This is a genomic window from Gulosibacter massiliensis (assembly GCF_900626105.1).
Taxonomy (GTDB): Bacteria; Actinomycetota; Actinomycetes; order Actinomycetales; family Microbacteriaceae; genus Gulosibacter; species Gulosibacter sediminis.
Window position 1 is genome coordinate 1,570,935 of record NZ_UYZX01000001.1, and the last position, 12,677, is coordinate 1,583,611.

Consider the following 12,677-nt stretch of genomic DNA (forward strand, 5'->3'; position numbering starts at 1 on the left):
CTTAGGTTGGCCTTATTTTGATCAGTTCAAAAGAGCGATACGGTGGTGTCATGACGACCACGCATGAGCACGCCGCACCGGAGGCGTGGGCCGCGCGCATCCGCGCGGTCGGACTGCGCGTAACGCCGCGTCGCGTCGCGCTGCTCGAAGCACTCGTCGAGCATCCGCATTCAACGGTCGACGAGGTGCACGCACGCGCGTCGACCGCGGTGCCCCACCTCACGAAGCAGGCGGTCTACGTCAGCCTCGGCGACTTCCAACACCACGGTCTTGTGCGCCGCATCGACCCGCCGAACTCTCCGGCTCGGTACGAAACCCGCACGGATGACAATCACCACCACCTGGTGTGCGACAACTGCGGCATCATCGTCGACGTCGACTGTTCGGTCGGCGCCGCGCCGTGCCTCCACCCGGCCGCCGACGCCGGCTTCGAGGTGCAGCTCGCCGAGGTGACGTACCGAGGCCTCTGTGCCGACTGCCTGGCCGAGCGCAACGCCGCGCGCCAGCCCAATCAGACCACCCCATCCACCCCTACCGAAGAACAGGAGTGATCGTGACCCAGATCGATCCCAATGCACCTGCGACTCGCCAGAATGGCGCGCCCGCCGAGAGCAACCGCAACTCGCTGACCGTCGGCCCGAACGGACCTATCACCCTCAATGACGTGCACCTCATCGAGACGCTCGCCGCGTTCAACCGCGAGCGCGTTCCGGAGCGCAACCCGCACGCCAAGGGCGCCGGCGCCTTCGGCGAGTGGGAGGTGACCGAGGATGTCTCGAAGTACACGCGAGCCGCCGCCTTCCAGCCGGGCGCGAAGGGTCGCGTCGCGATCCGCTTCTCGACCGTTGCCGGTGAGCAGGGTTCGCCCGACACCTGGCGCGACGTTCGCGGCTTCTCGCTGCGCTTCTACACCGAAGAGGGCAACCTCGATATCGTCGGCAACAACACGCCGGTGTTCTTCGTGCGTGACCCGATGAAGTTCCCGAACTTCATCCGTTCGCAGAAGCGCCTGCCCGACTCGGGCCTGCGCGACAACACGATGCAGTTCGACTTCTGGACCCTCAACCCCGAGTCGGCCCACCAGGTCACCTACCTCATGGGTTCGCGCGGCCTGCCCCGCTCGTGGCGCGAGATGAACGGCTACAGCTCGCACACCTACGCGTGGATCAACGCCGAGGGCGAGCGCTTTTGGGTGAAGTACCACTTCCACTCCGACCAGGGAGTGCACAACCTCACCAACGAGGAGGCAGAACGCCTCGCGGGCGAGGACGCCGACTACCACCGCCGCGACCTGTTCGATGCGATCGAGGAGGGCAACTTCCCGAGCTGGCAGATCAAGATGCAGATCATGCCCTACGAAGACGCGAAGACCTACCGCTTCAACCCCTTCGACCTCACGAAGGTGTGGCCGCACAGCGACTACCCGCTGATCCCGGTCGGCAAGTTCACGCTCAACGAGAACCCGAAGAACTTCTTCGCGGAGATCGAACAGGCGGCGTTCTCGCCCGGCAACTTCGTGCCCGGCACCGGCATCTCGCCCGACCGGATGCTCGTGTCGCGCACCTTCGCCTACCCGGACGCCCAGCGTGCCCGCATCGGCACGAACTACAACCAGCTGCCGGTGAACCAGCCCGTGAACCCGGTGAACAGCTATACGTTCGACGGCCACATGCGCTTCCAGCACTCGGGTGACGCCCCGGTGTACGCGCCGAACTCGTTCGGCCGCCCGTACGCCGACGAGGTCGGCCAGGTCGAGAACAGCTGGGAGAGCGACGGCGAGCTCGTGCGTTCGACCTACGAGCTGCGCGCTGACGACGACGACTTCGGCCAGGCCGGCACCCTCGTGCGCGAGGTCTGGGACGACGCGGAGCGCGACCGCTTCGTGGAAACCGTCGCCGGCGGCCTCGCGACCGTGCGGGAGCCCGTCCTCTCGAACGCCTTCCAGTACTGGAAGAACGTCGACCAGGCCACCGGTGAGCGCATCGAGGCGAAGGTCCGCGAGGGCCTCGCCAACGCCGGTAAGATCCCCGGCGGCGACCCGGAGCCCGGCGTGTAGCGCCAAGTTCCGACAGCAACAGACCGCGCGTGGCGCTCCCGAGCAATCGGGGGCGCCACGCGCGGTTTCGGAGGCTCGGGCTACTCGCCTCGGAACGCGTCGCTGCCCGGGTCGGCAGGCGGCAGCCCGCCGGTGAGTCGCCAGGCGTTGAGGAAACCGCGCTCGCGGCCGAGGGTCGAGGGCAGGCCATGGCCGGGATAGAAGATGGTGTCGTCCGCGAAGCGGTGGAACACGCGCTCGACCACGTCGCCGAGTAGCTGGGCATATGCATCCGTGTCGCCAAAAGTGTTGCCGATGCCGCCGGGGAAGAGCGAGTCGCCGGTGATCAGGCGCACCGGATGCTCGGGCACGCGCAGCGCGAGGGCGACCGAGCCGGGCGTGTGGCCGCGCAGGCCAATGATCTCGATCTGCTGGCCGCCGAGCGCGATGGTGTCGCCGTCGCCGAGCGTGTGCTCGGTCGCGCCGGGCAGTTCGCCCGCATCCTCGGCACCCGCATAGCTCGGCACCTCGAAGTGGGCCTTCGTCGCCTCGAGTGCCTGCCAGTGGTCCTGGTGTCGGTGGGTCGTGAGCACTCCGACGACGTGCACCTGTGCCGCGCCGGCGTCGGTGGCGCGGCGGCCGGCCAGGTCGACGAGTTCGGTGATCGCGGGGAAGTTGTCGGCGGCGTCGACGATGAGCGCCGCCCCGGTCGGCACGTCGACGATGACGTAGCAGTTGTTCTCGTAATCGTTGACCTCGGCGTAGTGAACCTCGAGGTTGCCGAACGCGTCGAGCTTGGGGGAGAAGGGATGCGACATGGTACGAGGCTAGCGGGGGAGCCTGGCCCCGCGCATCCGCACCCGACATCCAGAGATCGGGCCTCGCCTTCGCGCATGAGTCTGCGCTGGTACACCGCCGCTATCGATTCCGAACGGCCGATCGAGTTTGTGGCGGTGCCAGAGAAGCAGGAGCGCAAGAACCGCCTCCACCTCGACCTCGCCCCGCACAGCAGTCAGGATCGCGACGCCGAGATCGCTAGCCGGAGACGGGGTAGGCTGGACGCTGCGCCGGGATCGACAAAACTCTCTCTGGACACTGCGAATAGTGTCGGGTTATAGTAGATCCTTGCGCTTCGTCGCTCCTTGCCTTCATATTGCGGTCGGCTCGGTTGCTGCAATTCACAAGTCCCTCAGCCCGAAACGCGCGTTACGGGTGCTGTGGCAGGAGTCGAGTTCCAGGTTCTGAACCTGATGAATTCCTCCGAATCACAGGGGAGGCGATGACTTTCGGCAACGGACGGCGGGGCCACCCTCACGCCCAATGCAATCGCGTCCCGCTGGCCAGCGGGACCTGTGGAGGTAACTCTTTTGGCTGCTGCGAATAACGCAACTTACACGCCGAAGTCCGGTCGCGACGCTCACCGCCTGTCGTTCGCGAACATCAAGGACACGCTCGAGGTACCGGATCTGCTCTCGCTGCAGACCGAGTCCTTCGACTGGCTCATCGGCAACGAGTACTGGAAGGCTCGTCGCGACTATGAGATCGAGAACGGGGGCACAGATGTGCCTCGCGTCTCGGGCCTCGAAGAGATCTTCGAAGAGATCTCGCCCATCGAAGACAACGCGGATCAGATGCAGCTGACGTTCCGCAACCCGCAGCTCGAGCCCGAGAAGTACTCGATTGACGAGTGCAAGGAGCGCGGCAAGACCTACTCGGCCCCGCTCTACGTCGAGGCCGAGTTCATGCGTTACGAGACCGGCGAGATCAAGACCCAGACGGTCTTCATGGGCGACTTCCCGCTCATGACCCCGATGGGTACCTTCATCATCAACGGCACCGAGCGTGTCGTCGTCTCGCAGCTCGTGCGCTCGCCGGGCGTCTACTTCGACCGCACTCCCGAGAAGAACTCGGACATCGACGTCTACTCGTCGCGCGTGATTCCTTCGCGTGGTGCCTGGCTCGAGTTTGAGGTCGACAAGAAGGGCCTCGTTGCCGTTCGCATCGACCGCAAGCGCAAGCAGTCGGTCACTGTCTTCCTGCGCGCCATCGGCCTGTCGGAAGAAGAGATCCGCGCCGAGTTCGCTGGCTACGAGACGCTCCTCGACACGCTGTCGAAGGACGACCCGAAGATCCAGACGCAAGAAGACGCGCTCCGCGACATCTACAAGAAGCTGCGCCCGGGCGAGCAGGTGGCCTCGGAGGCCGCCAAGGCGCTCCTCGAGAACTACTACTTCAACGACAAGCGCTACGACCTCGCGAAGGTCGGCCGCTACAAGATCAACCGCAAGCTCGGCCTCGAGGCGCCCATCAGCGACTCGGTGCTCTCGGTGGAGGACATCGTCGGCACGATCAAGTACCTCGTCGCGCTCCAGAAGGGCGAGACGACGATCGAGGGCACCCGCAACGGCGGCGAGCTCACCGACATCCCGCTCGACATCGACGACATCGACCACTTCGGTAACCGTCGCATCCGCGCCGTCGGCGAGCTGATCCAGAACCAGGTCCGCACCGGACTCAGCCGCATGGAGCGCGTCGTGCGCGAGCGCATGACCACGCAGGAGATCGACTCGATCACCCCGCAGTCGCTCATCAACGTGCGCCCCGTCGTTGCTGCCATCAAGGAGTTCTTCGGAACCTCGCAGCTGTCGCAGTTCATGGACCAGAACAACCCGCTCGCGGGCATTACGCACAAGCGTCGCCTCAACGCGCTCGGCCCGGGTGGTCTGAGCCGTGAGCGCGCCGGTGTCGAGGTGCGAGACGTGCACGCCTCGCACTACGGCCGCATGTGCCCGATTGAGACGCCTGAAGGCCCGAACATTGGTCTGATCGGCTCGCTCGCAACGTTTGCGCGCATCAACGCGTTCGGCTTCATCGAGACGCCGTACCGCCGCGTCGAGAACGGCGTTGTCTCGCCGACCATCGAGTACCTCACCGCCGCTGACGAGGACGAGTTCGTGGTGGCCCAGGCCAACGCGCCGCTCGACGCCAACGGTCGCTACATCGAGGACGACGTGCTCGTGCGCACCAAGGGTGGCGAGGTTGAGCTCGTGCCCGCCGGTGAGGTCGACTACATGGACGTCTCGCCGCGCCAGATGGTGTCGGTTGGTACCTCGCTCATCCCGTTCCTCGAGCACGACGACACGAACCGCGCGCTCATGGGCGCGAACATGCAGCGCCAGGCAGTTCCCCTGCTGCGCTCGACCTCGCCGATCGTCGGCACCGGTATGGAGGGTTACACCGCCATCGACGCTGGTGACGTGGTCACCGCGCAGCACGCCGGTGTCGTCACCTCGGTGTCGGCCGACCAGGTGGTCGTGCAGACCGATGAGGGCGGCAGCGAGTCGTACTGGCTCCGCAAGTTCGAGCGTTCGAACGCGGGTACCTGCTACAACCACCGCGTCATCGTCACCGCCGGCGACCGCGTTGAGGTCGGCGAGGTTATCGCCGACGGCCCGGCAACCGAAAACGGTGAGCTCGCGCTCGGCAAGAACCTCCTCGTGGCGTTCATGCCGTGGGAGGGCCACAACTTCGAGGACGCGATCATCATCAGCCAGAACATCGTGAAGAACGATGTGCTCTCCTCGATCCACATCGAGGAGTACGAGGTTGACGCTCGCGACACGAAGCTCGGTAAGGAAGAAATCACCGCCGACCTGCCGAACGTGGGTCAGGACATGCTCAAGGACCTCGACGAACGCGGCATCATCCGCGTCGGCGCCGAGGTGCAGGCTGGCGACATCCTCGTCGGTAAGGTCACACCGAAGGGCGAGACCGAGCTGAGCGCCGAAGAGCGCCTGCTCCGCGCGATCTTCAACGAGAAGAGCCGCGAGGTGCGCGACACCTCGCTCAAGGTTCCTCACGGCCAGACCGGCACCATCATCGGCGTCAAGGTGTTTGACGTCGAGAACGGTGACGACGAGCTCGGCTCGGGCGTGAACCAGCGCGTGGTCGTCTACATTGCCCAGAAGCGCAAGATCACCGAGGGTGACAAGCTCGCCGGCCGTCACGGCAACAAGGGTGTCATCGCGAAGATCCTGCCCGAGGAAGACATGCCCTTCCTCGAGGACGGCACGCCGGTCGACATCATCCTGAACCCGCTCGGTATCCCGAAGCGCATGAACCTCGGTCAGGTGCTCGAGTCGCACCTCGGCTGGATCGCGACGCAGGGTTGGGACATCGAGGGCAACCCGGAGTGGGCCGCAAACCTGCCCGAGGAAGCCTTCCACGTGGCCCCCGGCACCAAGGTGGCGACCCCGGTGTTCGACGGTGCGAGCCAGGAGCAGCTCCAGGGCCTGCTCACCTCGACCCGCCCGAACGACGACGGCGAGCGCATGGTGAAGGAAAACGGCAAGGCGCGTCTGTTCGACGGCCGCTCCGGCGAGCCGTTCCCCGACCCGATCTCGGTGGGCTACATGTACATGCTCAAGCTCCACCACCTCGTCGATGACAAGATTCACGCGCGCTCGACGGGCCCGTACTCGATGATCACCCAGCAGCCGCTCGGTGGTAAGGCACAGTTCGGTGGCCAGCGCTTCGGTGAGATGGAGGTGTGGGCCCTCGAGGCCTACGGCGCCGCCTACACCCTGCAGGAGCTGCTCACGATCAAGTCGGACGACATTGTCGGCCGCGTGAAGGCCTACGAGTCGATCGTCAAGGGCGAAAACATCCAGAAGGCCGGTATCCCCGAGTCGTTCCGAGTGCTCGTGCGCGAAATGCGCTCGCTGTGCCTGAACGTCGAGGTGCTCGCCGCCGATGGCTCCATCGTCAGCCTCGAAGAGAACGACGATGACGCCTACCGTGCTGCCGAAGAACTCGGCATCAACATCTCCACTCGCTTCGAGTCGTCTTCGGTCGACGAGATCTAGTCCACCCCCGATTACGAAGCTTTGTTCCTAGGGAGAATCAAGAATTGATCGACGCAACTAAGTTCGACAGCATCAGCATCGGGCTGGCTACAAGCGAGGACATCCTCGGTTGGTCGCGTGGCGAGGTAAAGAAGCCCGAGACCATCAACTACCGCACCCTCAAGCCCGAGAAGGACGGTCTGTTCGGTGAGCAGATCTTCGGCCCCTCGCGCGACTGGGAGTGCGCCTGCGGTAAGTACAAGCGCGTGCGCTTCAAGGGCATCATCTGTGAGCGCTGCGGCGTTGAGGTGACGAAGTCGGCAGTGCGCCGTGAGCGCATGGGCCACATCAAGCTCGCCGCGCCCGTGACGCACATCTGGTACTTCAAGGGTGTTCCGTCGCGCCTCGGCTACCTGCTCGACATGGCGCCGAAGGACCTCGAGAAGGTCATCTACTTCGCCGCCTACATGGTGGTCGAGATCGACGAAGAGGGTCGTCGCGACGACCTGACCGACCTCGAAAAGGAGAAGAACCTCGAGGTCGACACGCGCGGCAAGCAGCGCGATTCGCAGATCAACGAGCGGATGGCGCAGCTGGAGAAGGACCTCGAGGCACTCGAGGAAGAGGGCGCGACCGCCGACCAGAAGAAGAAGACCAAGGATGCGGCCGAGAAGGAAATGGCTCGGATCCGCAAGGACGTCGACAACGACATCGCGCAGATCGAGCGCGTCTACGAGGGCTTCAAGAACCTGAAGGTTGGCGAGCTCAAGCCGGACGACGCCGACTTCGCCGAGCTCATCGACCGTTACGGTGACTACTTCGAGGCCCACATGGGCGCCGAGGCGATCAAGCGCCGCCTGCAGGACTTCGATCTCGCGACCGAGGCCGAGCTGCTGCGCGACCAGATCCAGAACGGCAAGGGTCAGAAGAAGATCCGCGCCATCAAGCGTCTCAAGGTCGTCACGGCGTTCCTTCAGACCGAGAACAAGCCGGCCGCGATGGTCCTCGACGTGATCCCCGTGATCCCGCCGGAGCTGCGCCCGATGGTGCAGCTCGATGGTGGCCGCTTCGCAACGAGCGACCTCAACGACCTCTACCGTCGCGTGATCAACCGCAACAACCGCCTCATGCGTCTGCTTGAGCTCGGTGCGCCCGAGATCATCGTGAACAACGAGAAGCGCATGCTGCAGGAGGCCGTCGACGCACTGTTCGACAACGGCCGCCGCGGTCGTCCAGTCACGGGTACCGGTAACCGCGCCCTCAAGTCCCTCAGCGACATGCTGAAGGGTAAGCAGGGTCGCTTCCGCCAGAACCTGCTCGGTAAGCGCGTCGACTACTCGGGTCGTTCGGTGATTATCGTTGGCCCGCAGCTGCAGATGCACCAGTGTGGTCTGCCGAAGCAGATGGCGCTCGAGCTGTTCAAGCCGTACGTGATTAAGCGCCTCATCGACCTCGGACACGCGAGCAACATCAAGGCCGCGAAGCGTGCCGTTGAGCGCGCCAAGCCCGAGGTGTGGGACGTCCTCGAAGAGGTCATCCGTGAGCGTCCCGTGCTGCTGAACCGTGCGCCCACGCTGCACCGTCTCGGCATCCAGGCGTTCGAGCCGCAGCTCGTTGAGGGTAAGGCGATCCAGCTGCACCCGCTCGCGTGCTCGGCGTTCAACGCTGACTTCGATGGTGACCAGATGGCCGTGCACCTGCCGCTTTCGGTTGAGGCCCAGGCTGAGGCCCGCGTGCTCATGCTCGCGTCGAACAACATCCTCAAGCCGTCGGACGGCCGCCCCGTGACTCTGCCTTCGCAGGACATGGTTGCCGGTCTGTACCACCTCACCTTCCTTCGTGAGGATGCTGCCGGCGCCGGCCGCGTGTTCGGCTCGGTTGCTGAGGCGATCATGGCGCAGGACGAGGGCACGCTGCACCTCAACGCTCCCGTCAAGATCCGCCTCGAGGGCGTCACATTCCACCCGGCCGAGGCTCCCGAGGGCTTCGTCGAGGGTCGTCCGGTCGTCAAGGACACGACGCTGGGTCGCGCGCTGTTCAACGAACTGCTGCCCGACACCTACCCGTACCTCGAGGACGTCATGACCAAGGGTCGTCTCTCGGGCGTGGTGAACTACCTCGCCGAGCGGTACGACAAGGACGTAGTGGCGGCCACGCTTGACCGCATCAAGGACTCGGGCTTCCACTGGGCCACGCGTTCGGGCATCTCGCTGTCGTTCTCCGACGTCGTGATCCCCGACACCAAGGCCGAGATCGTCGCCGAGACCGAGACCAAGGTTGCGCAGCTGCGCGAGGACTACCAGATGGGTCTGTCGACGCAGCAGGAGTACCGCGACCAGACGATCGCGCTGTGGGAGGAGGCGACCGAACGCGTCGCCGCCGACACCCGCGAGCAGTTCCCCGAGACCAACTCGATTCACCGCATGGTGACGGCAGGTGCAAACGGTAACTGGCTGCAGGTTCGTCAGATCGCCGGTATGCGCGGCATCGTGGCAAACCCGAAGGGTGAGAAGATCGCCCGACCGATCATTCACTCCTACCGCGAGGGTCTGACCGTGCTCGAGTACTTCTCGTCGACCCACGGTGCTCGTAAGGGCCTTGCCGACACCGCGCTCAAGACCGCCGACTCGGGGTACCTCACGCGTCGTCTCGTCGACGTGTCGCAGGACGTCATCATTCGTGAAGACGACTGCGGTACCCACAAGGGCATCGTGCTGCCGATCGCGCAGACCGACAAGGACGGCAACGTCTCGCTCGCCGATAACGTCGAGAACTCGGTGTACGCACGTACGCTGGCGACCGACGTCACGAACGCCGCAGGCGACGTGCTCGCTCACGCGGGCGAGTCGGTTGGCGACGTGCTCATCGAGCGCCTGCTCGGTGAGGGAGTCCGCGAAGTGACGATCCGTTCGGTGCTCTCGTGCGAGTCGCAGGTCGGTGTCTGCGCCAAGTGCTACGGCCGTTCGATGGCGTCGAGCGAGCTCGCCGACCTCGGCGAGGCCGTCGGTATTATCGCGGCCCAGTCGATCGGTGAGCCCGGCACGCAGCTGACCATGCGTACCTTCCACACCGGTGGTATCGCCGGTGCGGCCGACATCACGCAGGGTCTTCCGCGTGTTCAGGAGCTCTTCGAGGCTCGTACCCCGAAGGGTGCGGCGCCGCTCGCGAAGGTGGCCGGTACGGTCACGTTCCAGGACACCGAGCGCCAGCGCAAGATCGTGCTCGAGCCCGACAACAAGGACGACGAGACGCTCACCTACCCGGTGTCGCGCTTCTCGGAGTTCCTCGTCGAGGACGGCGACCACGTCGAGCCCGGCCAGCAGCTCGTTGAGGGTCCGCTCGACCCGAAGGACGTGCTCGAAGTGCTCGGCACCACTGCGGTGCAGAAGTACCTCGTCGGTGGCGTGCAGGACGTCTACAACTCGCAGGGTGTGCCGATCCACGACAAGCACATTGAGGTCATCGTGCGCCAGATGCTGCGCAAGGTCACCATCAATGACTCGGGTGAGACCGACATGCTTCCCGGTGAGCTCGTCGACCGCCAGCGCTTCCAGGCGACCAACCGCCAGGCGGTGACCGAGGGCCGCCGCCCCGCGTCGGGTCGCCCCGAGGTTATGGGTATCACCAAGGCGTCGCTCGCGACCGAGTCGTGGCTGTCGGCCGCGTCGTTCCAGGAGACCACCCGCGTGCTCACGCAGGCGGCGATGGAGCAGAAGACCGACCCGCTGCTCGGCCTTAAGGAGAACGTCATCATCGGTCGTCTCATCACCGCCGGTACCGGTATGCCCGAGTACTCGGAGCAGGTCGTTGAGCCCACCGAAGAAGCGCGCAACGAGCGCTACCCGTACGCCGAGGCCGACGCGCTCGACTTCAGCAACGACCTCTCGTTCGCTGACTTCGACTCGTTCTCGGGTAACGACGACTTCGGCAACATCGACTTCAACTAGAAGTCGTCGCAACCGAACTCGCACTCCACGGGCGATGCCCCGAACCTCCAGGTTCGGGGCATCGCCCGTTTCCGCGTGCCGTAGCCGGGTTTCGGGCCCGCGCACCGTTACCCTGGCGGCATGAGTGACCAGTACCGACCGCAGCCGTACGACGATGGGCCCCGCACGACCGTCGACCCGCATCTGCTGCCACAGCGCCCCGCCTCGGCTGCTTCGCAGCCCGAGCAGGCGGATGCGCCGAAGACGACGGACGCGCCGGTCGAGAACCCGACTCCAGCATCCGAGCCCGCCGCAGTGTCCGAGCCCGTCCCCGAGGCGCCGGCGGATGCGGGCGAGCAGCCGAGCAACGCGTTTGCCGTCGGCACCGATGGCGAGACCTCGCGCGAGACACCCGCCGAGGGCTTCGACGCGCCGGGCGCAGCGCCCGCGGGGGATGCACGCCTCAACGAAGCGGTAGCCCGCTCGCGTTCGATCCCGGTCGACGAAACTGGGGCGGGCGCAACGCTCGACGCCGAGCCTGACACGGCGGCGCGCGCCTACGACGCCGATGCCTACGGCACGGATGCGCCGGCGGCCGAGTCCGCCACGGACGCGAACGTCGCGCCGCTCGCTATGCCCGTCGGTGCGGTCAACGACCGCACCGATGAACCCGATATCTACGCCGATGCCGACCCCGCGACGACGCAGCTCGACGACCCGGTACCGGCGACGCCCACCGAGGCCCCGACGACCTCGCCGACGGAGGGGCTCATTGTTGAGCCCGACAAGCGTGGCAACCGCGGCTTCGCGTTCTTCACCGCGCTGCTCGCAATCGTCGTATTCGGCGCCCTCTACGCGGTCGCATTCGCGGCCGCCCGCATGATCTTCACGACCGGCGGCGACTTCGTCGGTGGCATCTTCGAGTTCATCGGCACGGCGCCGTTCTACGTGCCGGTAGCTCTGTTCGGCATCTTCCTCATCGTGTGGTCGCTCATTGCGAACCGCGCGGGCTGGTGGTCGTACATCGTCGCGAGCCTGATCGCGGCCGTGCTGACGGGCGGCGGCTACTACGTGGGCGTCGCCTTCCAGGACGTCGTGAATGGCCAGCCCTGGTCGAATGACACCTTCGAGACCGCTATTCGCTCGGCCGAGCACCTGCCCGGTGCGCTGCTCGCCTTCATCGCGGGTCGTGAGAGCGCGCTGTGGATCGGTGGCATCGCCGCCCTGCGCGGCCGCAGCGTGAAGAAGCGCAATGCCGCAGAGCGCGCCGAGTATGAGCGCAAGGTGGCCGAGGAGCGCGAGTACGAAGCCCAGCGAACGTCGATCACCTTCGACGAGGGACGCTAACTTCATGGCGCAGGTCGCCGCGACGTTCGAGGTACCGAACGGCTGGGAGAAGTTCGAGTGGGAAGGCACGCTCGGGGGAGTGCGCCACCTTGCCGTGAGCGGCGACTTCCGCCCGAACGTGCTCGTCACCCTCGACAAGTGGCCGGGTCAGGTCGGCGCGCAACAGGCCGACGAGATTCTCGGCGAGCAACTGGTGGCCGCAGGCGCCGAGGTTACCGAGCGCGAGACCTTTGCCGAGCCGCGTCCCGGCGTCGAGATCGCGACGCTACAGCGCGACGAAGCTGGCGCATCCGTCCGTGTGCGCTATCGCGTACAACTGCTCGAAGCCGGCGCTGATACGCTTGTGCTTACCGCGGTCGCAACCTACCTGCTCGAGCAGGCCGATGGCGTCGAAGGCGACGTCACGCGCATCCTCCGGAGTGTCGATCTGACGGCCTCCGCGACACGCGACGCTTGACCGCCACATTCTGTCTGGTTAGACTAGATCGGTACGCCGCCCTCTGGCGTGCCTCAAATTCATGCCGT

General features: G+C 65.5%; 7 protein-coding genes. 6 read left to right on the forward strand and 1 reads right to left on the reverse strand.

Annotated elements, in window-relative coordinates; all coding sequences use genetic code 11:
• Positions 1-50 precede the first annotated feature (50 nt).
• The gene (locus tag EJL01_RS07540) at positions 51-551 is read left to right on the forward strand and encodes a Fur family transcriptional regulator (RefSeq protein WP_125106953.1); all 501 of its coding nucleotides are present in this window, start codon (positions 51-53) and stop codon (positions 549-551) included.
• Between the two features lie 2 nt (positions 552-553).
• Positions 554-2,056 carry a catalase gene (locus EJL01_RS07545; RefSeq protein ID WP_206427689.1) on the forward strand — a complete coding sequence of 501 codons (1,503 nt, stop codon included), beginning with the start codon at positions 554-556 and terminating at the stop codon, positions 2,054-2,056.
• A gap of 80 nt (positions 2,057-2,136) precedes the next feature.
• Here EJL01_RS07545 and EJL01_RS07550 read toward each other — a convergent pair whose 3' ends face one another.
• On the reverse strand, positions 2,137-2,853 hold the full coding sequence (locus EJL01_RS07550; RefSeq protein WP_125106955.1) for an MBL fold metallo-hydrolase: 717 nt from the start codon (positions 2,851-2,853) through the stop codon (positions 2,137-2,139).
• Between the two features lie 549 nt (positions 2,854-3,402).
• Here EJL01_RS07550 and rpoB point away from each other — a divergent pair.
• The 4 genes from rpoB (at position 3,403) to EJL01_RS07570 (ending at position 12,609) form a co-directional block, all read left to right on the forward strand.
• A complete protein-coding gene (gene rpoB / locus EJL01_RS07555) occupies positions 3,403-6,900 on the forward strand; it encodes a DNA-directed RNA polymerase subunit beta (protein WP_125106956.1) in 3,498 nt (1,165 codons plus the stop codon).
• 44 nt (positions 6,901-6,944) lie between these two features.
• Positions 6,945-10,826 carry a DNA-directed RNA polymerase subunit beta' gene (gene rpoC, locus EJL01_RS07560; protein ID WP_125106957.1) on the forward strand — a complete coding sequence of 1,294 codons (3,882 nt, stop codon included), beginning with the start codon at positions 6,945-6,947 and terminating at the stop codon, positions 10,824-10,826.
• A gap of 120 nt (positions 10,827-10,946) precedes the next feature.
• Positions 10,947-12,152: a hypothetical protein gene (locus EJL01_RS07565; RefSeq protein WP_125106958.1), complete on the forward strand. Its 1,206-nt coding sequence runs from the start codon at positions 10,947-10,949 to the stop codon at positions 12,150-12,152.
• A 4-nt stretch (positions 12,153-12,156) separates the two neighbouring features.
• Positions 12,157-12,609 carry a hypothetical protein gene (locus tag EJL01_RS07570; RefSeq protein WP_125106959.1) on the forward strand — a complete coding sequence of 151 codons (453 nt, stop codon included), beginning with the start codon at positions 12,157-12,159 and terminating at the stop codon, positions 12,607-12,609.
• Positions 12,610-12,677 lie beyond the last annotated feature (68 nt).

Coding starts and splice junctions, on each gene's coding strand:
- EJL01_RS07540 (WP_125106953.1), top strand. CDS start 51: ATGACGACCACGCATGAGCACGCCGCACCGGAGGCGTGGGCCGCGCGC.
- EJL01_RS07550 (WP_125106955.1), bottom strand. CDS start 2,853: ATGTCGCATCCCTTCTCCCCCAAGCTCGACGCGTTCGGCAACCTCGAG.
- EJL01_RS07565 (WP_125106958.1), top strand. CDS start 10,947: ATGAGTGACCAGTACCGACCGCAGCCGTACGACGATGGGCCCCGCACG.
- EJL01_RS07570 (WP_125106959.1), top strand. CDS start 12,157: ATGGCGCAGGTCGCCGCGACGTTCGAGGTACCGAACGGCTGGGAGAAG.